Consider the following 18,719-nt stretch of genomic DNA (forward strand, 5'->3'; position numbering starts at 1 on the left):
TTCGCATGAAACGCGGCCTCGGGCGCAGGGTGTTGACGTGCTCGTCCGGGGAGTTGGCGGGCTGGTCCGGGGCGGCTTCGCCTCAGCGAGACAGCAGCTGGAGGGTGCGCTCGATCAGCTGTCCGAGCGCGGGGTCGCCGGTGGCGGCCTGGGCCTGTCCGGGGCTGAGGATCATCAGCAGCAGGGCGGCGAACGCGACGGCGGGCAGGGCGACGGCCCACCAGGGCAGCCGGATCTCGACACCCTCCGCGGCCGGTCGGTGGGACCTGGTGTGCGTCGGTGCCGGCATGTCCGCCTCCGTGGGTCATCGGTCGTTACCGAAGAACCTACGGACCGGAGGCGGCCGGCCCCATCCGGTGATCCACCCACTTCACCCTGACCCTGGCCCCCTAGGGGAAGGTGGGGCCAGCACCACCCCTGCGGGGTCCACCGGGTCCTCGGGCGTCAGGGTGAGGCGATCGTGGCGATCACACCGATGACGACGGTGATGAGGAGCATCGCCCCGAACACGAGGAGAAGCTTCTTCTGGCCGTTCTGGGGATTCGGATCGAGCACTGGCATGACGTCAGTGTCGCATCTCAGCATTCGTCCTCGATCGTCCGGTCCCGGCCCGCGAGGATCCCGGCCACCATCTGGGGAATCATCAGGCCCGCCATCAGGGCGATCGGCAGCCCCCAGCCGCCGCTGTGCTGGTAGAGCACGCCGACGAGCAGCGGGCCGGGGATCGAGAGCAGATAGCCGGTGGACTGGGCGAAGGCGGAGAGCCGGACCACGCCCGCGCCGGACCGGGCCCGCATGCCGATCATGGTGAGGGCGAGCGGGAAGGCGCAGTTGGCCACGCCGAGGAGCACGGCCCAGGCCCAGGCTCCGGCGGCGGGGGCGAGGTAGAGGCCGCCGTAGCCGATCAGGCCGCAGAGGCCGAGGACGACGACGATGGGGCCCTGCTGCTTGAGCCGGGAGGCGACCCGGGGGATGACGAAGGCGAGCGGGACGCCCATCGCCATGGTGACCGCGAGCAGGACTCCGGCCGTGCCGGCGGAGACCCCGGCGTCGCGGAAGATCTGCGGCATCCAGCCCATGGTGATGTACGCGGCGGTGGCCTGGAGCCCGAAGAAGCAGGCGAGGCCCCAGGCGGTGCGGCTGTGGGTGATCTTCAGGGCCGGGGCCTCGGCGGCGTTCGCGGCCACCGCGCCCGGAGCCGGCTGGCCGGGGGCCGGGGTGCGGTCGCGTACGAGGACGATCCAGGGCAGTACGGCGACGGCGGCGAGCACGGCCCAGACGGCGAGGCCCGTCTGCCAGTCGCCGCCCAGCGCCCCGGTGACGGGGACGGTGACGGCGGCGGCCAGGGCGGTGCCGAGGGCCAGGGCCATGGAGTAGAGGCCGGTCATGGTGCCGACGCGGTCGGGGAACCAGCGCTTGACGATCACCGGCATCAGGATGTTGCTGACGGCGATGCCCATCAGGGCCAGCGCGCTGGCGGCCAGGAATCCGGCGGTGGAGCCGATGTACGGGCGGATGATCAGGCCGGCCGCGATGGCGGCCATGCCCGCGCAGACGACGGCGCCCGCGCCGAAGCGGCGGGCCAGCCGCGGCGCCATGACGCCGAAGACGGCGAAGCAGAGCGGCGGTACGGAGGTGAGGACGCCGGCCACGCTGCCGCTCATGTGCAGCCCCTCGCGGACCTCTTCGAGGAGGGCGCCGAGGCTGGTGATGGCGGGGCGGAGGTTCAGGGCGGCCAGGACGAGCCCCACGGCGATGAGGCGCAGCAGCCAGGGCGCGGGCGCCCCGTCCGTACCGGGGAGCCGCTCGGCCCGGGGGTCGTGGGAGGTGCGCGCGGCGGGGCCGCGGTTCAGGGTCGGGGTCTGCGTCTCGTCGTCCGGCATAGACCCATCATAGAATCATGGGATGATTGATTGTCCAATCCGTTCCGTCCTCCGATCTCCCCTGATCTCCCCGGCTTCCTGAGAGAATCCGGGCCGGACCCGACCAGCTCACGAACTAGGAGCATCATGGCGCTGACGTCTCCGCGGCGTTCGGCACTCGCCGACCAGGTGATCGCCCAGCTGAGGAACCAGATCACCTCGGGCGAGTGGCCGGTCGGCTCACGGATTCCGACCGAGCCCGAGCTGGTCGAGCAGCTCGGGGTGGCCCGTAACACCGTGCGCGAGGCCGTGCGGGCCCTCGCGCACAACGGGCTGCTGGACATCCGGCAGGGTTCCGGCACCTATGTGATCGCCACGAGCGAGCTGGCCGGGGTGATGCACCGCAGGTTCGCGGCCGCCGACCCCCGGCACATCGCGGAGCTGCGCTCGACGCTGGAGTCGTCGGCGGCCCGGCTGGCGGCGGCCCGGCGCACCGACCGGGATCTGCGGCAGCTGGACACGCTGATGGCGCGCCGGGAGGAGGCCTGGACCTCGGGCGACGCGGAGGCGTTCGTGGCGGCGGACGCGACGCTGCACCTGGCGGTGGTCGCGGCCTCGCACAACGACGTCCTGACCGAGCTCTACGCCGACCTCGGGGATCTGCTGCGCGACTATCTGCGCGGCGACGTGGGCCCGGAGCTGCGGCCGGAGAACCACATGGACCACGGCCGGCTGGTCGAGGCGATCCGGGCCGGGGACGCGGAGACGGCGGCGGCCGAGGCGGCGAGCCATGCGCTGAACTGCCTGGCGGACCGGGTCTGACCCTCTCCCCGGGCCCGTTCACAGGGGCGCGGGGCGGTGGCTGACCCAGGCCGTGGCGACCTCTTTCCAGCAGCGGTCCTCCAGCCGTACGGTCCGGCCGGGCTCCACCGCGACCGCCGCGCCGTCCGCGTCGACGTCCCACCATCGGTCGCACTCGGTGTGCAGCCGCACCAGGTCGGTGGAGGGGTAGGGGTTGTGGCAGTACGCGACGACCCGGGAGCCCTGTATGGACGTACGGCACTCGGAGCCGGCCGGTTCGGGCTTCGGGGGCTCCTCCCCCGTACCGGAGTCGGCCCCTCTGGCGGCGTGGACGCCCAGAGGTACGGCGAGGGCGGCGACGAGCAGCGGGGCGGCCAGCAGGAGACGGGTTCGGCGGCGCGTGGGACGCACGGCGATCTCCCTCCCGCAGCCTGACAAGAAGTCCGGTTCCTCCTCATTCTGCGGTGGATCGGCCGACTTTTCGACCGGAGCGGCAGCGGGCGGCCACGGACTGTGAACGGCCCCCGGCCGCGTACCGCCTCCGGAGAACCGGAAGGGGGTACGCGGCCGGGGGCCATCTCGCAGGGGTGGTGCGCGGTCAGGCGCCCATCATGTGCACGCCGCTGTCGACGTGGATGATCTCGCCCGTCGTCCGCGGGAAGAAGTCGGAGAGCAGAGCGACGATACTGCGGCCGGCCGGCTCCGGGTCGTTCATGTCCCAGGCCAGCGGGGCGCGGGTGTTCCAGACGTCGGCCAGCTCCTCGAAGCCCGGGATGGACTTGGCGGCCATGGAACGCAGCGGTCCGGCGGAGATCAGGTTGCAGCGCAGCCCGTCCTTGCCCAGGTCACGGGCGAGGTAGCGGGAGGTGGCCTCCAGCGCGGCCTTGGCCGGGCCCATCCAGTCGTACTGCGGCCAGGCGTACTGGGCGTCGAAGGTGAGGCCGACGATCGAGCCGCCCTCGCTCATCAGCGGCTTGCAGGCCATGGCCAGCGACTTCAGCGAGAACGCCGAGACGTGCATCGCGGTGGCGACCGACTCGAACGGCGTGTTGAGGAAGTTGCCGCCGAGCGCGTCCTGCGGCGCGAAGCCGATGGAGTGGACGACGCCGTCGAGCGAGCCGAGCTCCTCGCGGACCAGGCCCGCCAGCCGGTCCAGGTGCTCCTGGTTGGTCACGTCGAGCTCGATGACCTTGGCCGGCTTCGGCAGCTTCTTGGCGATGCGCTCGGTCAGGGTGGGGCGGGGGAAGGCCGTCAGGATGACCTCGGCACCCTGCTCCTGGGCCACCTTCGCGGCGTGGAACGCGATGGACGACTCCATCAGCACCCCGGTGATCAGGATGCGCTTGCCGTCGAGAATTCCGCTCATGGTGATCAGTGACCCATGCCCAATCCGCCGTCAACGGGAATGACGGCTCCAGTGATGTACGACGCGTCGTCGGAGGCGAGGAAGCGCACCGCGGCGGCGATCTCCTCGGGCTGCGCGTAGCGGCCGAGCGGCACCTGGGACACGATGCCCTTGCGCTGCTCCTCGGTGAGCGCCTGGGTCATGTCGGTGTCGACAAAACCGGGGGCGACGACGTTGAAGGTGATGTTCCGCGAGCCGAGTTCACGGGCCAGCGACCGGGCGAAGCCGACCAGCCCGGCCTTGGAGGCTGCGTAGTTGGCCTGACCGGCCGAGCCGAGGAGGCCGACGACGGAGGAGATCAGGACGACGCGGCCCTTCTTGGCGCGCAGCATGCCGCGGTTGGCGCGCTTGACGACCCGGAAGGTGCCGGTGAGGTTGGTGTCGAGGACGGAGGTGAAGTCGTCCTCCGACATCCGCATCAGCAACTGGTCCTTGGTGATGCCGGCGTTGGCGACCAGCACCTCCACGGGACCGTGCTTCTCCTCGATCTCCTTGTAGGCCTGCTCCACCTGCTCGGCGTCCGTGATGTCGCAGCGGACCGCGAGGACTCCGGCCTCGGCGAGGACCTGGGGCGGCTCTCCGGAACGGTAGGTGATCGCGACCTGGTCGCCGTTGTCGGCGAAGGCGCGGGCGATGGCGAGGCCGATGCCCCGGTTTCCTCCGGTGACGAGAACCGAGCGGCTCAACGGATCACCCTTTCCTTGGCTGTGTAGTACGTCGAAAACCTATCGGTACCGTGCGCCGATCGAGGAATCGGGCCCTGACAGTGGCTTGTCCGGGGGGCTGTCGGGTTCCTACAGTCCCCGGGCTTACGTGGTCGGCCCACGCGTCCGGGATATCCCCCGGTGCGGTCACCCTCCGGCGTGGTTCACTGCCGTGGTGTATCGAGAAGGGAACTCCCTGTGCCCCACGAGGTAGATCAGTCATTCCTGGCCCTGCCGTCGCGAGCGCTGGCCGATGCGGCGCTCGCCCGAGCACGGGCGCTCGGCGCGACGCACGCCGACTTCCGGCTGGAGCGGGTGCGCAGCGCCTCCTGGCGGCTGCGGGACGCGCGGCCGGCCGGGGCGTCGGACAGCACGGACCTCGGTTACGCGGTGCGCGTGGTGCACGGCGGGGCGTGGGGGTTCGCCTCGGGCGTGGACCTGACGATGGACGCAGCCGCGAAGGTGGCCTCGCAGGCCGTCGCGATGGCCAAGCTGTCGGCGAAGGTGATCGCGGCCGCCGGTTCCGACGAGCGCGTGGAGCTGGCGGAGGAGCCGGTGCACGGCGAGCGGACCTGGGTCTCGGCGTACGACGTCGACCCCTTCTCCGTACCGGACGAGGAGAAGGCGGCGCTGCTCGCCGAGTGGAGCGGGCGGCTGCTGGGCGCGGAGGGCGTCGCGCATGTGGACGCGTCCTTGATGACCGTGCACGAGAACAAGTTCTACGCGGACACGGCGGGCACCGTCACCACGCAGCAGCGGGTGCGGATCCATCCGCAGTTCACCGCCGTCGCGGTGGACGGCACGACGGGCGAGTTCGACTCGATGCGGACGATCGCGCCGCCGGCGGGCCGGGGCTGGGAGTATCTGACCGGGACCGGCTGGGACTGGAACGCCGAGCTGGAGCAGATCCCCGGGCTGCTCGCGGAGAAGATGCGCGCGCCGAGCGTCGAGGCGGGGGCGTACGACCTGGTCGTCGACCCGTCGAACCTGTGGCTGACCATCCACGAGTCGATCGGCCACGCCACCGAGCTGGACCGGGCGCTGGGGTACGAGGCGGCGTACGCCGGGACCTCGTTCGCCACCTTCGACCAGCTGGGCAAACTGGCGTACGGCTCCCCCGTGATGAACGTGACGGGCGACCGCACGGCCGAGCACGGGCTCGCGACGGTCGGGTACGACGACGAGGGCGTCGAGGCGCAGTCGTGGGACCTGGTGAAGGACGGCACGCTGGTCGGCTACCAGCTGGACCGCCGGATCGCGAAGCTGACGGGCCTGGGCCGTTCCAACGGCTGCGCGTTCGCGGACTCGCCGGGCCACGTACCCGTACAGCGCATGGCGAACGTGTCGCTCCAGCCCGATCCTGGCGGGCTGTCCACGGAGGACCTGATCGGCGGGGTCGAGCGCGGGATCTACGTGGTCGGCGACCGGTCCTGGTCGATCGACATGCAGCGCTACAACTTCCAGTTCACCGGGCAGCGGTTCTTCCGCATCGAGAACGGCAAGCTGGCCGGGCAGCTGCGCGATGTGGCGTACCAGGCGACGACCACGGACTTCTGGGGCTCGATGGAGAAGGTCGGCGGCCCCCAGACGTATGTGCTGGGCGGCGCGTTCAACTGCGGCAAGGCCCAGCCGGGCCAGGTCGCGGCGGTCTCGCACGGCTGCCCCTCCGCCCTCTTCCGGGGCGTCAACATCCTCAACACGACGCAGGAGGCCGGACGATGAACGGCGACCACGGAACCGGCTGGGGGTCCGGCCCGCGGCGCAGCCGCAATCGGACGCAGTGTCCCCCGGGTCAGCACAGTCTCGACACGACGCAGGAGGCCGGACGATGAGCCGCGTCAGCAAGCCGTACGAGATCGTCGAGCGGGCTCTGGAGCTGTCCACCACGGACGGCCTGGTGGTCATCGCCGATGAGGAGTCCTCCGCCAATCTGCGCTGGGCGGGCAACGCGCTCACCACGAACGGGGTGACCCGGGGCCGCACCCTGACCGTCATCGCGACCGTCGACGGCGCGCAGGGCACGGCGTCCGGCGTCGTCTCCCGGTCCGCCGTGACCACCGACGACCTGGAGCCGCTGGTGCGTGCCGCCGAGGCCGCAGCCCGGGGCGCGGGTCCGGCCGAGGACGCGCAGCCGCTGGTGAGCGGGGTGCCCTCCTCCCCCGACTTCACGGACGCGCCCGCCGAGACCGGTTCGGAGGTCTTCGCCGACTTCGCCCCGGCGCTCGGCGACGCCTTCGCCCGCGCCCGCTCCGGGGGCCGCGAGCTGTACGGCTTCGCGAACCACGAGCTGACCTCCACCTACCTGGGTACGTCGACGGGGCTGCGGCTGCGCCACGACCAGCCGAACGGGACGCTGGAGCTGAACGCGAAGTCGCCGGACCGGACGCGCTCGGCGTGGGCGGGCCGGGCGACCCGGGACTTCAAGGACGTCGACCCGGCGGCGATGGACGCGGAGCTGGCGCGGCGGTTGCGCTGGGCGGAGCGGCGCATCGAGCTGCCGGCCGGCCGGTACGAGACGCTGCTGCCGCCGACCGCCGTCGCCGACCTGCTGATCTACCAGCTGTGGTCGTCGACCGCGCGGGACGCCGTCGAGGGCCGGACGGTGTTCTCCACGCCGGGCGGCGGTACGCGCCTGGGCGAGACGCTCGCACCGCTTCCGCTCACCCTGCGCAGCGACCCGCACGCGCCGGGCCTGGAGTCGGCGCCGTTCGTGATCGCCCACTCCTCCGGCGACAGCGGTTCCGTCTTCGACAACGGGCTGCCGCTGGCCCCGACGGACTGGATCCGGGACGGAAAGCTGGAGCGGCTGACGACGACCCGGCACACGGCGGGCCTGACCGGCCTTCCGGTCGCCCCGGGCATCGACAACCTGGTGCTGGACGGGGGCGGCGAGCGGTCGCTGGAGGAGATGGTGGCCGCGACGACCGGGCGGGCGCTGCTGCTGACCTGCCTCTGGTACATCCGCGAGGTGGACCCGGCGACGCTGCTGCTGACCGGGCTGACCCGGGACGGCGTCTATCTGGTCGAGGACGGCGAGGTGGTCGGCGAGGTGAACAACTTCCGGTTCAACGAGTCGCCGGTGGACCTGCTCTCGCGGGCCTCTGAGGCGGGGCGTACGGAGAAGACGCTGCCGCGCGAGTGGGGCGACTGGTTCACCCGGGCCGCAATGCCCGCGCTGCGCATCCCGGACTTCAACATGAGCTCGGTCAGCCTGGGCGTATGACCCGCCTAGACTGACACGTACATCTCTACCAGGCATAAGGAGCACCGGAACCGTGACGGACATCGTCGACGAGCTGAAGTGGCGCGGGCTGTTCGCCCAGTCCACTGACGAGGACGCATTGCGCAAGGCTCTCGCGGACGGTCCCGTCACCTTCTATTGCGGCTTCGACCCGACCGCCGCGAGCCTGCACGTGGGGCACCTCGTGCAGGTGCTCACCATGCGGCGGCTCCAGCAGGCGGGCCTGAAGCCGCTCGCTCTGGTCGGCGGCGCCACGGGCCAGATCGGTGACCCGCGGCCCACCGCCGAGCGGACGCTGAACGACCCGGAGACCATCGCCGCCTGGGTGCAGCGGCTGCGGGGGCAGATCGAGCCCTTCCTCACCTTCGAGGGCCCGAACGCGGCGACGATGGTCAACAACCTGGACTGGACCGCGGGCATGTCCGCGATCGAGTTCCTGCGGGACATCGGCAAGCACTTCCGGGTCAACAAGATGCTCACCAAGGACTCGGTCGCCCGGCGGCTGGAGTCGCAGGAGGGCATCAGCTACACCGAGTTCAGCTACCAGCTGCTCCAGGGCATGGACTTCCTGGAGCTGTACCGCCGGTACGGCTGCACCCTCCAGCAGGGCGGCAGCGACCAGTGGGGCAACCTCACCGCGGGCATCGACCTGATCCACCGCCTGGAGCCGGGCGCAGGCGTGCACGCGCTGGCGACGCCGCTGATGACGAAGGCGGACGGGACGAAGTTCGGCAAGTCCGAGAGCGGCGCCGTCTGGCTCGACCCGGAGATGACCACGCCGTACGCGTTCTACCAGTTCTGGCTGAACGTGGACGACCGGGACGTCTCGCGCTACCTGCGCATCCTCAGCTTCAAGAGCCGTGCGGAGCTGGAGGAGCTGGAGGAGCTGACCGAGGAGCGGCCGCAGGCGCGTTCCGCGCAGCGGGCGCTGGCCGAGGAGCTGACCACGCTGGTGCACGGCGGTGCGCAGTGCGCCGCCGTCATCGCGGCGTCGAAGGCGCTGTTCGGGCAGGGCGACCTGGCCGAGCTGGACGAGGCGACGCTGAGCGCGGCCCTGTCCGAGGTACCGCACGCCACCGTCGCCGAGCTGGGCCCGCTGGTGGACCTGCTGGTGGAGGTCGGCCTGGCGCCCAGCAAGTCGGGGGCGCGCCGCACGGTCAAGGAGGGCGGCGCCTACGTGAACAACGTGAAGGTCGCCGACGGCGAGGTCGCGCCGGACGCCGGGGAGCTGCTGCACGGGCGCTGGCTGGTGCTGCGCCGGGGCAAGAAGAACCTGGCGGCCGTGGAGGTCCGCCCGGCGGTCTGACCCCTCCCGCTCAGCACGACGCCGCGGCCGGACACGCTGTTTCTCGCGTGTCCGGCCGCGGCGTTCCGGGTGACCTTTGTACCGGTCAGGTTCTCTGTTTCCGGTTGCCCCGGAAGGCCTGCCAGGCCATGTCGCCGACGGCGACGACCGCCACGGCGCCCGCCAGCTGCAGCACATGACGGATCCAGTCGATGCCCTTGGTGTCCTCGACACCGATCCAGCCGGCCACGGCGTTGCCGAGGATGCTGCCGAGGATGCCGAACACGGCCGTCAGCCAGAGCGGGATGTCCTGCTTACCGGGCAGGATCGCTCTGGCGATGACACCGAGCACCAATCCCACGATGATCGCCCACAACCAGCTCATTTCGCCTCCTCGTACGGCGCGGAGTGCGCGTCCGCCCAGTCTTGACCCGCCGTCCGGCCGGCGCATGCCCGGTTGGGCCGTACGGGGGACCCGGCCCCTCGCGTCGGACGCGCCCCGGTCTCCTCCTCGGCGGACGCCGGGCGTACCGTGGATGCGGCCCGGTCCGGGGAGCGACCGGCGACGAGATCTGGTGGTGGAGCATGCTGCGGAAGAACGCGGGTCCGGAGGTCATCCGGATCACGGGCGCCCGTCAGGGACTCACGGACGACGTCCGCGGCCGACAGCGGCGCTATGTGATCTCGATGTCGGTGCGCACGGTGGCGGTGGTGCTGGCCGCGGTGCTGTGGAACGTGGAGCGGCATGTGGCGATCGTGGCGCTCGTGCTGGGCGTGCTGCTGCCGTACGTGGCGGTGGTCATCGCCAACGCAGGCCGGGAGAACGCGACTTCACTCCCGACGACATTCGTGCAGATGCCGATGCAGCCTGCTCTGGAGGCCGCTCCGGTGGCCGGTTCCGCGGAGTCCGGGACCGCCGACGGGGCGTCCGGCCGGGTACCGCCGCCGCACGAGCACGCCTGACCTCGCGGGCACCGCGAAGCTCATGAAAAGCTCAGATCAATCATGACGTTCCGGTGCACCGCACCCCGGTCCCCGTGACATACTTCGAGTGCGCTCCGCATCCCCCGTCGGAGCGACGGACCGACGCCGGGCAGCTCCCCCCGTGGCTGCTCGGCGTCGCCCTTTCTCCGGCCGGGGATGCGTCAGGAAGCTCGCGGAGCACCTGACTTAGGCTGGGTGGTGTGATCTTTCCCGAGACGTCCGCCGAGAGTTCCACCGGCGCCCCGCTCTGTTCCGCCAAGGGCTGCCGGGCCGCCGCCGTGTGGGTGCTCGCCTGGAACAACCCCAAACTGCACACGCCCGAGCGGCGCAAGACCTGGCTGGCCTGCGACGAGCACCGGGAGCATCTGTCCTCGTTCCTCGGGGTGCGGGGTTTCCTCAAGGACGTCGTGGCGTTGAAGGACTGGGAGTCCGGCCCCGAGGGATCCAAGGGTTCGCGGGACGAGGGTTCTCGGGACGCCTGAGCGTCAGCCGCCGATCGCCGACATCGGGCGGTCGGGCTGCAGGAAGGACGGGTCGTCCAGTCCGGAGCCCGCCTTCTTGCCCCACATCGCCGTCCTCCAGAGCTGGGCGATCTCCTCGTCCGGTGCGTCGCCGCGCAGCGCCCCGCGTAGATCCGTCTCCTCGCGGGCGAAGAGGCAGGTGCGGACCTGGCCGTCGGCGGTGAGCCGCGTACGGTCGCAGGCGCGGCAGAACGGGCGGGTGACGGAGGCGATCACACCGACGCGGTGCGGGCCGCCGTCGACGGTCCAGCGCTCGGCGGGGGCGGAGCCGCGGGAGGCGTCGCTCTCGGCGGTCAGGGTGAAGCGGGTGCGCAGCGAGGCGAGGATGTCCCCGGCGGTGATCATGCCGTCGCGCTTCCAGCCGTGCTGGGCGTCGAGCGGCATCTGCTCGATGAAGCGGAGCTCGTAGTCGTTGGCCACGGCCCAGGCGAGCAGCTCGGGGGCCTCGTCGTCGTTGAGTCCCGGCATCAGGACGGAGTTGACCTTCACCGGGGTGAGCCCGGCCTCGCGGGCGGCCTCCAGGCCGTCCAGCACATCCTGGTGGCGGTCACGGCGGGTGAGGGTCTTGAAGACGTCGGGGCGCAGGGTGTCCAGCGAGACGTTGACCCGGTCGAGGCCCGCGGCCTTGAGGGCGGCGGCGGTCCGCTTGAGTCCGATGCCGTTGGTGGTGAGCGACATGCGGGGGCGCGGGGTGAGCGCGGCGCACTGCTCGACGATGGAGACGAGGCCGGGGCGCAGCAGGGGCTCGCCGCCGGTGAAACGGACCTCGGTGATGCCGAGCGAGGTGACGGCGATGCGGATCAGGCGCACGATCTCGTCGTCGGAGAGCAGCTCGCTCTTGCCGAGCCACTGGAGGCCCTCTTCGGGCATGCAGTAGGTGCAGCGCAGGTTGCACTTGTCGGTGAGTGACACGCGCAGGTCGGTGGCGACCCGGTCGTAGGTGTCGATGAGCACGGTGGGTCCCTCCCCCGGGTGGTGCGGTCGCTCTTCTCTGGCTTCCGTTACTTCCGAGCCTACGTGAGACATGTGACATCGGGGTGGCCCGTTTGCCACGAGGTGCGGCCGGGCCGCGTCGTAGGACTCTACGACGCGGCCCGGCCGCGGGTGGTGGGTGAAGGGCCGAACGGGCCCGCCCGCACCGGTGTGCTCAGTGGGCTCCGACGCCGGTGAGGGACTTGACCTCCAGTTCCGCGTACTTGTCGGTGTCGGGCTTCTCCTTGGAGATCAGCGAGCCGACCCAGCCGAGCAGGAAGCCGAGCGGGATCGAGATCAGGCCGGGGTTCTCCAGCGGGAACCAGGCGAAGTCGACGCCCGGGAACATCGAGGTCGGCTTGGAGGAGACGACCGGCGAGAACAGCACCAGCAGGACGGAGGAGGCGAGGCCTCCGTAGATGGACCAGAGGGCCCCCTGGGTGGTGAAGCGCTTCCAGAAGAGGCTGTAGAGGATCGTCGGCAGGTTGGCGGAGGCAGCGACCGCGAAGGCCAGGGCGACGAGCCCGGCGACGTTGAGGTCGCGGGCGAGCGCGCCGAGCGCGATGGAGACGATGCCGATGGCGACGGTGGCCCAGCGTGCGGCGCGGACCTCCTCCTTCTCGGTGGCCTGCCCCTTGCGGATGACGTTGGCGTAGATGTCGTGCGCGAAGGACGAGGAGGAGGCGAGGGTGAGTCCGGCGACGACGGCCAGGATGGTGGCGAAGGCGACGGCGGAGATCACCGCGAGGAGGATGGCGCCGCCGGTGGATCCGGAGCCGCCGCCGATCTCCAGTGCGGCTAGTGGCGCCGCGGTGTTGCCCGCCTTGTTGGAGGCGATGATGTCGCCCGGCTTGAGGATCGCGGCGGCGCCGAAGCCGAGCACGATCGTCATCAGGTAGAAGGCGCCGATGATGCCGATCGCCCAGTTCACGGACTTACGGGCGGCCTTGGCGGTGGGCACCGTGTAGAAGCGGATCAGGATGTGCGGCAGGCCGGCGGTGCCGAGGACCAGGGCGATGCCGAGCGAGATGAAGTCCAGCTTCGAGACGCCGGTGGCGCCGTACTTCAGGCCGGGCTCCAGGAAGGCCGCGCCCTTGCCGCTGTTGCTGGCGGCGGTGCCGAGCAGGTCGGAGATGTTGAAGTTGAACTTCAGCAGGATCAGGAAGGTGATGAGCAGGGTGCCCGCGATGAGCAGGACGGCCTTGACCATCTGCACCCAGGTGGTGCCCTTCATGCCGCCGATGGTGACGTAGAGGATCATGAGCACGCCGACCAGGGCGACGATGAGGATCTTCCCGGCGTCGCTGGTGATGCCGAGCAGCAGCGAGACGAGGACGCCCGCGCCGGCCATCTGGGCCAGCAGGTAGAAGATCGAGACGACGATCGTGGACGTACCCGCGGCGGTACGGACGGGGCGCTGGCGCATCCGGTAGGCGAGGACGTCGCCCATGGTGTAGCGGCCGGAGTTGCGCAGCGGTTCGGCGACCAGGAGCAGGGCGACGAGCCAGGCGACGAGGAAGCCGATGGAGTACAGGAAGCCGTCGTATCCGAAGAGCGCGATGGCTCCGGCGATGCCGAGGAAGGACGCGGCGGACATGTAGTCGCCGGAGACCGCGAGTCCGTTCTGGAATCCGGTGAACTGGCGGCCGCCCGCGTAGAAGTCGGCGGCGCTCTTGGTCTGGCGGCCCGCCCACACGGTGATGAAGAGGGTCGCCACGACGAAGGCGGCGAACAGCGTGATGATCAGCGGCCGGTGCTCGCTCGCCCCCTCGGTGGCGGCGAGCTGGACGGTGGGGTAAAGGGCGTGGGCGGCGCTCATACGTCGGCCTCCATACGGGACTTGATCGCATCGGCCTTGGGGTCGAGCTTGGTGGCGGCGTGCCGGGAGTAGAGCCAGGCGATGAGGAAGGTGGTGGCGAACTGGGCGAGTCCGAGGACGAGCGCCATGTTGATGTTGCCGACGACCTTGGTGGCCATGAATCCGCCCGCGTAGTTGCAGAGCAGGACGTACAGCAGGTACCAGGTCACGAAGGCGATGGTCAGGGGGAAGGCGAAGGAGCGGTGGGAGCGGCGCAGGTCGGCGAAGTCCGGGCTCGCCTGCATCGCGATGAACGCCTCGGTGGTGGGCTGGACGGGTCCGGCGGGCGATGTGCCCTCGGGCGGCGGTGCATCGGTAGCCACGGAATCTCCTCGCGACGCGGGTGCGGTGATCTGGGGGACGGTGGGTGTCATGGGAGGCCTCGTTACCGGCGGGGGACGGTGATGTACCTCCTGGACAACGGCACGGAGGGCGCGACGAAGCGGTTCACCGCGTCTTTCGCCTTCTCGTTCGCCTTCTCGGAGGTGTCGCGGTACACCCGAATGCCCGTAAGTCCCCCGTCCACATTCGGCCGCATCGGTCACTCTTCGAACTCACTTGCCCGGAAACGTTGATGCGCCGGGATGATCAGCGATAGCTTCACTCGTCATGTACGCGACCGAACACGCCAGGTGTCCGGTCGTTCGGCACGGATGATGTGGAGAACCCATGGCTCATCTGGCATCGAGACGGACCCGCGCACTCGCGGTGCCCGTCGGACTCGCGCTGACCGCCTCGCTCGGCTTCCTGCCGACGGCGACGGCCACGGCGGCGCCCACCGGCGAGCAGGCCGCCGCGAGCGCCCGGACCGACGGGCCGAAGCTGTCCTACGTGGTCAACACCCGGGGCGGCCACGGCGCCGTCAAGGACGTCAAGAAGGCGATCGCCAAGGCCGGCGGCACCGTCGTCGTCGCCTACGAGCAGATCGGCGTCATCGTCGCCCACTCGCAGAACCCGGCCTTCGGCGAAACGATCCGCCGGGCACGCGGTGTGGAGTCGGCGGGCGCCACCCGCACCAACCCGATCGTTCCGCAGGCCACCAAGGACGTCGGCTCGATAGCGCAGCCGCTCACCGCCGAGCAGGCGGCGGCGGCCGCCGCGAAGGCGACGGCCGACGAGGATCCGCTGGAGCCCCTCCAGTGGTCGCTGCCCGCGATCAAGGCGGACAAGGCGCACCAGAAGTCGCTGGGCTCGAAGAAGGTGACGGTCGCCGTCATCGACACCGGCGTCGACGACACCCACCCGGACCTGGCCCCGAACTTCGACAGCCGCGCCTCGGTCAACTGTGTGTCGGGCGCTCCGGACACCACCGCCGGCTCCTGGCGTCCGGCGGCGGGCGAGAGCGACCACGGCACGCATGTGGCGGGCACCATCGCCGCCGCGAAGAACGGCGTCGGGGTCACCGGTGTCGCCCCGGGCGTGAAGGTGTCGGGCATCAAGGTGTCGAACCCGGACGGGTTCTTCTACACCGAGGCCGTCGTCTGCGGGTTCCTCTGGGCCGCCGAGCGCGGCGTGGACGTGACCAACAACAGCTATTACACCGACCCGTGGCTGTTCAACTGCAAGAACGACCCGGACCAGGGCGCCCTGGTCGACGCGCTGACCCGCGCCGTGAAGTACGCGGAGCGCAAGGGCACGGTCAACGTCGCGGCGGCGGGCAACTCCCGCCAGGACCTGGCGTCCTCCGCGATCGAGGACACGACCAGCCCGAACGACTCCGAGACGGTCACGCGGACGGTCGACCCGAAGCTGTGCCCGGACATCCCGACCATGCTGCCGGGCGTCGTGACGGTCTCCGCGACGGGTGCGAAGGGCCTGAAGTCCTCGTACTCGAACTACGGCAAGGGCATCATCGACGTGGCGGCCCCGGGCGGTGACTCGACGGTCTACCAGACCCCCGAGCCGCCGGCCGTCAACGGGCTGATCCTGTCGACCCTGCCGGGCGGCAAGTTCGGCTACAAGGCCGGTACGTCGATGGCGTCCCCGCATGTCGCGGGCGTCGTGGCGCTGATCAAGTCCAAGCACCCCTACGCCTCGCCCGCCGCGGTGAAGGCGCTGCTGACGCTGGAGGCGGACGCGAAGGCGTGCGGCGAGCCGTACGACATCAACGGTGACGGCGTCATCGACGCGGTCTGCGAGGGCGGCAAGAGCTACAACAGCTTCTACGGGGCCGGAGTGGTGGACGCGCTGGACGCGGTGCGCTGGTAGGCATCCGACCGAGCGATGAGCGAGGGCCCGGGGAGGACGTTCTCCCCGGGCCCTCGCCCTGTGCCGTGGCGCTACGGCGTGATGAGCACCTTCAGCGCGGTCCGCTCGTCCATCTCCTGGTAGCCGACGGGCACCTCGTCCAGCCCTACGGACCGGTCGAAGACGGGCGACGGGTCGATCGTGCCGTCCAGCACGTCCGGGAGCAGCTCCGGTATGTACGTGCGTACGGGGGCGACGCCGCCGCGCAGCGCGATGTTCCGGTCGAACATCACTCCGAGGTCCACGCCTGTCCCGCTGCCGTGCGGGACGCCGACGTAACCAATGGAGCCGCCGTCGCGGACGATGCCGAGGGCGGTGCGCATCGACTGCTCGGTGCCGACGGCCTCGATGACGCTGTGCGCGCCCTCGCCCCGGGTCAGCTCGCGGACGGCGGCGAGGGCGGCCTCGCCGCGTTCGGCGACCACGTCGGTCGCGCCGAAGCGGCGGGCGATGTCGGTGCGCGCGGGGTGGCGGCCGAGCGCGATGACGCGCTCCGCGCCGAGCCGCTTGGCGGCGAGCACCCCGCACAGGCCGACCGCGCCGTCACCGACGACCGCGACGGTGGAGCCCTGGGTCACACCCGCGCCGACGGCGGCGTGGTGGCCGGTGCCCAGCACGTCGGAGAGCGCCAGCAGGGCGGTGAGGAGGCGGTCGTCGGAGGCGGCGGCGGCCGGGAGCTTGACGAGGGTGCCGTCGGCGTGGGGGACGCGGACGGCCTCGCCCTGCCCGCCGTCCGACTGCGCGCCGTCGGAGCCGACCGAGCCCCAGAAGCCGCCTTCGGGGCAGGAGGTGGTGAGGCCCTCGGCGCAGTAGGTACAGGTGCCGTCGGACCAGACGAACGGGGCGACGGCCAGATCGCCGACCGCGAAGCCGTGGACGCCGGGGCCGGCCTCCTCGACGACGCCGAGGAACTCGTGGCCGATGCGCTGCCCGGGCCGCCGAGCCGACTCGCCCCGGTAGGCCCACAGGTCGCTGCCGCAGATGCAGGCCCGCAGGACCCTCAGCACCACGTCGGTGGGTCGCTGGATCCTCGGGTCCGGCACCTCCTCCACCCGGATGTCGTGGGGGGGCGTGGATGACGGTGGCGCGCATACGTTCGGGGTCCTTGCCGGTCTCAGCTGCTGGTACCCCGCTCACGGTACGCCCCCGCCGGGAGCGCCCCGAGCGCCCCGAGGGCCAGCAGGGCCTGTGCGGCGATGTAGGTGAGCATCACCCAGAAATCGGGGGCGGGCGCCTGCGGCCAGTCGGCGATGCCGGTGGCGATGAGGGCGTCGGAGAGCAGGAAGAGCGCACCGCCGGCCGCCGCGTACGGTCCGAGCACGCCCGCCCGCCAGGCCATGGCGGTGAGCAGCAGGCTGTAGCCGGTCAGCGGGATCCGCAGGTCCGCCGGAAGGTCCGGCCAGATCAGCACGAGGAAGACGACGAGGACGAGGACGTATCCGGCCCCCGTGGCCAGCGGCGCGCGGGCCCGGCCGCGGCCTTCGACCCGCCCGAACAGCGTCAGGTAGCAGACATGGCCGACGGCGAAGGAGCCCATGCCGACGAGGAAGGCCAGGTCGTCGTCGGCGAGCAGGAAGACATCGCCGCCCCACCCGAACAGCAGGGCCGCGACGAGCAGCCGGGGCCCGCCGCGCAGCGCCGCGTACCCGGCGAGCAGCGGCATCAGCAGCGGCTTGGCGACCAGATGGACGGTCTCGGCCCCGGCGAGGAGCCCGGCCAGGTCGACGGCGGCGGCGAGGAGGAAGGCGAGCAGCACGGGCCGGGCGAACCGCTCGGCGCGTCCGCGGTGTCCGGTGCCGCCGGGGCGGGACGCGGTGGCGGTCACCGGGTGCGTTCCGGGGCGGGGGCGGGGGCCGCAGAAGCGGAGGCAGGCGCGGCGGCCTGGGCGGGTACGGACGCGACGGGTACGGACGCGGATGCCGTGACTCCCGCCCCCGCTCCCCCCGCCGCCTTCGCCGCCGGCTGCCAGCCCGGCCCCCGGAAGACCCGCCCGGCCCGCTCGCTCCAGGTGTCGGCGGCCCGGACGTCCCGGGCGATGGCGGCGTACTCGTGGGTCGCGACGCGCAGCGGGTTGTGGGTGGAGATGTTCTTGGTGAGCCCGTAGACGGGCCGCTCGGTCTCGGCCGCGAAGGACCCGAACATCCGGTCCCAGACGATGAGGATCCCGCCGTAGTTGCGGTCCAGGTAGCTGCCCTGCGAGGCGTGGTGGACGCGGTGGTGGGAGGGCGTGTTGAGGACGTATTCGAAGGGGCGCGGGAGCTTGCCGACGCGCTCGGTGTGCACCCAGAACTGGTAGACCAGGTTGGCCGACTGGCAGAACGCGAGCGCCGCCGGGTGCACCCCGCAGGCGATCAGCGGCAGATAGAAGGGCCAGACGGTCGCGGAGGTCCAGGGCTGCCGCAGCGCGGTGGTGAGGTTGAACTTCCGGCTGGAGTGGTGGACCACGTGGCAGGCCCACAGGATCCGGATGACGTGGTGGCCGCGGTGGGACCAGTAGTAGAAGAAATCCTGCGCGAGGAGCATCAGCAGGACGGTCCACCACAGCACGGGCACCCGCAGCGGCGTCAGCTCGTAGACCCCCATGTAGATGGCCAGGATGGGGATCTTCCACAGCAGGTCGAAGCCCAGGCTGCCGAGGCCCATGGTGAGGCTGGTGGCGGCGTCCTTGGTCTCGTACCCGGCGGCGTCCTCGTCCGGGTGGAGGCGGTAGCTGACCATCTCGATCACGGTGAGCAGGACGAAGGCCGGTATTGACCACAGCACGACATCGGGCAGGTTCGGCTCCATGCGAGCACCGTAGGGCCGCCGGTCGGCGAGGGCTAGACGTTGTTACCCACAA

Annotated in this window: 19 protein-coding genes and 1 pseudogene; 7 read left to right on the forward strand and 13 right to left on the reverse strand. The window is 71.2% G+C overall.

From position 1 onward, the window contains the following. Positions 1-82: 82 nt before the first annotated feature. The 3 genes from G3I54_RS19345 to G3I54_RS19350 all read right to left on the reverse strand — a co-directional run bounded on the left by G3I54_RS19345 (position 83) and on the right by G3I54_RS19350 (position 1,883). On the reverse strand, positions 83-289 hold the full coding sequence (locus G3I54_RS19345) for a hypothetical protein (RefSeq protein WP_164616119.1): 207 nt from the start codon (positions 287-289) through the stop codon (positions 83-85). A gap of 155 nt (positions 290-444) precedes the next feature. Then, complete coding sequence (locus tag G3I54_RS40000; RefSeq protein WP_007446146.1) at positions 445-561, reverse strand: SGM_5486 family transporter-associated protein; 117 nt, start codon at positions 559-561, stop codon at positions 445-447. A 17-nt stretch (positions 562-578) separates the two neighbouring features. After that, a complete protein-coding gene (locus tag G3I54_RS19350) occupies positions 579-1,883 on the reverse strand; it encodes an MFS transporter (protein WP_164616120.1) in 1,305 nt (434 codons plus the stop codon). 126 nt (positions 1,884-2,009) lie between these two features. Between G3I54_RS19350 and G3I54_RS19355 the strand changes: the two genes are divergently transcribed. Beyond that, complete coding sequence (locus G3I54_RS19355) at positions 2,010-2,684, forward strand: FCD domain-containing protein (protein WP_164616121.1); 675 nt, start codon at positions 2,010-2,012, stop codon at positions 2,682-2,684. A gap of 18 nt (positions 2,685-2,702) precedes the next feature. Here the strand turns inward: G3I54_RS19355 and G3I54_RS19360 are convergent, their stop codons facing one another. From G3I54_RS19360 to fabG, 3 genes are all read right to left on the reverse strand, one after another. Continuing rightward, positions 2,703-3,074 (reverse strand): hypothetical protein, encoded by a 372-nt coding sequence (locus G3I54_RS19360; RefSeq protein WP_164616122.1) that lies wholly within the window; start codon positions 3,072-3,074, stop codon positions 2,703-2,705. 187 nt (positions 3,075-3,261) lie between these two features. Then, on the reverse strand, positions 3,262-4,029 hold the full coding sequence (gene fabI / locus G3I54_RS19365) for an enoyl-ACP reductase FabI (RefSeq protein ID WP_006123573.1): 768 nt from the start codon (positions 4,027-4,029) through the stop codon (positions 3,262-3,264). A 5-nt stretch (positions 4,030-4,034) separates the two neighbouring features. Then, a complete protein-coding gene (gene fabG, locus G3I54_RS19370; protein WP_164616123.1) occupies positions 4,035-4,754 on the reverse strand; it encodes a 3-oxoacyl-[acyl-carrier-protein] reductase in 720 nt (239 codons plus the stop codon). A 216-nt stretch (positions 4,755-4,970) separates the two neighbouring features. On the opposite strand from fabG, the gene G3I54_RS19375 reads away from it, so the two are divergent. From G3I54_RS19375 to tyrS, 3 genes are all read left to right on the forward strand, one after another. Further along, positions 4,971-6,494 carry a TldD/PmbA family protein gene (locus G3I54_RS19375; RefSeq protein WP_164616124.1) on the forward strand — a complete coding sequence of 508 codons (1,524 nt, stop codon included), beginning with the start codon at positions 4,971-4,973 and terminating at the stop codon, positions 6,492-6,494. Between the two features lie 106 nt (positions 6,495-6,600). Continuing rightward, a complete protein-coding gene (locus G3I54_RS19380) occupies positions 6,601-7,995 on the forward strand; it encodes a metallopeptidase TldD-related protein (RefSeq protein WP_164616125.1) in 1,395 nt (464 codons plus the stop codon). 52 nt (positions 7,996-8,047) lie between these two features. Next, positions 8,048-9,319, forward strand: coding sequence for a tyrosine--tRNA ligase (tyrS, locus tag G3I54_RS19385; RefSeq protein WP_164616126.1), 1,272 nt, complete (start codon positions 8,048-8,050; stop codon positions 9,317-9,319). Positions 9,320-9,404: 85 nt separating this feature from the next. On the opposite strand, the gene G3I54_RS19390 is transcribed toward tyrS, so the two are convergent. Beyond that, entirely contained in the window at positions 9,405-9,683 is a 279-nt protein-coding gene (locus tag G3I54_RS19390) for a GlsB/YeaQ/YmgE family stress response membrane protein (protein ID WP_103531896.1), read from the reverse strand. A 200-nt stretch (positions 9,684-9,883) separates the two neighbouring features. Between G3I54_RS19390 and G3I54_RS19395 the strand changes: the two genes are divergently transcribed. Continuing rightward, positions 9,884-10,261: a DUF3099 domain-containing protein gene (locus tag G3I54_RS19395; RefSeq protein ID WP_164616127.1), complete on the forward strand. Its 378-nt coding sequence runs from the start codon at positions 9,884-9,886 to the stop codon at positions 10,259-10,261. A gap of 221 nt (positions 10,262-10,482) precedes the next feature. Continuing rightward, positions 10,483-10,764: a hypothetical protein gene (locus G3I54_RS19400; RefSeq protein ID WP_164616128.1), complete on the forward strand. Its 282-nt coding sequence runs from the start codon at positions 10,483-10,485 to the stop codon at positions 10,762-10,764. Positions 10,765-10,767: 3 nt separating this feature from the next. Here G3I54_RS19400 and moaA read toward each other — a convergent pair whose 3' ends face one another. The 3 genes from moaA to G3I54_RS19415 form a co-directional block, all read right to left on the reverse strand. Next, positions 10,768-11,757: a GTP 3',8-cyclase MoaA gene (gene moaA / locus G3I54_RS19405; RefSeq protein ID WP_343240366.1), complete on the reverse strand. Its 990-nt coding sequence runs from the start codon at positions 11,755-11,757 to the stop codon at positions 10,768-10,770. Between the two features lie 193 nt (positions 11,758-11,950). Next, positions 11,951-13,594, reverse strand: coding sequence for a cation acetate symporter (locus tag G3I54_RS19410; RefSeq protein WP_137233903.1), 1,644 nt, complete (start codon positions 13,592-13,594; stop codon positions 11,951-11,953). Next, positions 13,591-13,956, reverse strand: coding sequence for a DUF485 domain-containing protein (locus G3I54_RS19415; RefSeq protein ID WP_164616130.1), 366 nt, complete (start codon positions 13,954-13,956; stop codon positions 13,591-13,593). The genes G3I54_RS19410 and G3I54_RS19415 overlap by 4 nt, the downstream gene beginning before the upstream one ends. Before the next feature lie 346 nt (positions 13,957-14,302). Here G3I54_RS19415 and G3I54_RS19420 point away from each other — a divergent pair, with 346 nt between their 5' ends. Continuing rightward, positions 14,303-15,841, forward strand: coding sequence for a S8 family serine peptidase (locus tag G3I54_RS19420; RefSeq protein WP_164616131.1), 1,539 nt, complete (start codon positions 14,303-14,305; stop codon positions 15,839-15,841). Positions 15,842-15,912: 71 nt separating this feature from the next. On the opposite strand, the pseudogene G3I54_RS19425 reads toward G3I54_RS19420, so the two are convergent. The 3 genes and pseudogenes from G3I54_RS19425 to G3I54_RS19435 all read right to left on the reverse strand — a co-directional run bounded on the left by G3I54_RS19425 (position 15,913) and on the right by G3I54_RS19435 (position 18,667). Continuing rightward, positions 15,913-16,972 (reverse strand): annotated as a pseudogene (locus G3I54_RS19425) (zinc-dependent alcohol dehydrogenase family protein). Between the two features lie 22 nt (positions 16,973-16,994). After that, a complete protein-coding gene (locus tag G3I54_RS19430; RefSeq protein ID WP_164616132.1) occupies positions 16,995-17,705 on the reverse strand; it encodes a lysoplasmalogenase in 711 nt (236 codons plus the stop codon). Continuing rightward, on the reverse strand, positions 17,702-18,667 hold the full coding sequence (locus tag G3I54_RS19435) for a sterol desaturase family protein (RefSeq protein ID WP_164616133.1): 966 nt from the start codon (positions 18,665-18,667) through the stop codon (positions 17,702-17,704). The genes G3I54_RS19430 and G3I54_RS19435 overlap by 4 nt, the downstream gene beginning before the upstream one ends. Positions 18,668-18,719: the final 52 nt, after the last annotated feature.

The organism is Streptomyces sp. SID14515, from assembly GCF_010548505.1.
Taxonomy (GTDB): domain Bacteria; phylum Actinomycetota; class Actinomycetes; order Streptomycetales; family Streptomycetaceae; genus Streptomyces; species Streptomyces caviscabies.

Bases quoted from the DNA above. Each gene is read 5' to 3' on its own strand.
- G3I54_RS19345 (WP_164616119.1), bottom strand. From the start codon at position 289: ATGCCGGCACCGACGCACACCAGGTCCCACCGACCGGCCGCGGAGGGT.
- G3I54_RS40000 (WP_007446146.1), bottom strand. From the start codon at position 561: ATGCCAGTGCTCGATCCGAATCCCCAGAACGGCCAGAAGAAGCTTCTC.
- G3I54_RS19350 (WP_164616120.1), bottom strand. From the start codon at position 1,883: ATGCCGGACGACGAGACGCAGACCCCGACCCTGAACCGCGGCCCCGCC.
- G3I54_RS19355 (WP_164616121.1), top strand. From the start codon at position 2,010: ATGGCGCTGACGTCTCCGCGGCGTTCGGCACTCGCCGACCAGGTGATC.
- fabI (WP_006123573.1), bottom strand. From the start codon at position 4,029: ATGAGCGGAATTCTCGACGGCAAGCGCATCCTGATCACCGGGGTGCTG.
- G3I54_RS19380 (WP_164616125.1), top strand. From the start codon at position 6,601: ATGAGCCGCGTCAGCAAGCCGTACGAGATCGTCGAGCGGGCTCTGGAG.
- G3I54_RS19390 (WP_103531896.1), bottom strand. From the start codon at position 9,683: ATGAGCTGGTTGTGGGCGATCATCGTGGGATTGGTGCTCGGTGTCATC.
- G3I54_RS19395 (WP_164616127.1), top strand. From the start codon at position 9,884: ATGCTGCGGAAGAACGCGGGTCCGGAGGTCATCCGGATCACGGGCGCC.
- G3I54_RS19410 (WP_137233903.1), bottom strand. From the start codon at position 13,594: ATGAGCGCCGCCCACGCCCTTTACCCCACCGTCCAGCTCGCCGCCACC.
- G3I54_RS19420 (WP_164616131.1), top strand. From the start codon at position 14,303: ATGGCTCATCTGGCATCGAGACGGACCCGCGCACTCGCGGTGCCCGTC.
- G3I54_RS19435 (WP_164616133.1), bottom strand. From the start codon at position 18,667: ATGGAGCCGAACCTGCCCGATGTCGTGCTGTGGTCAATACCGGCCTTC.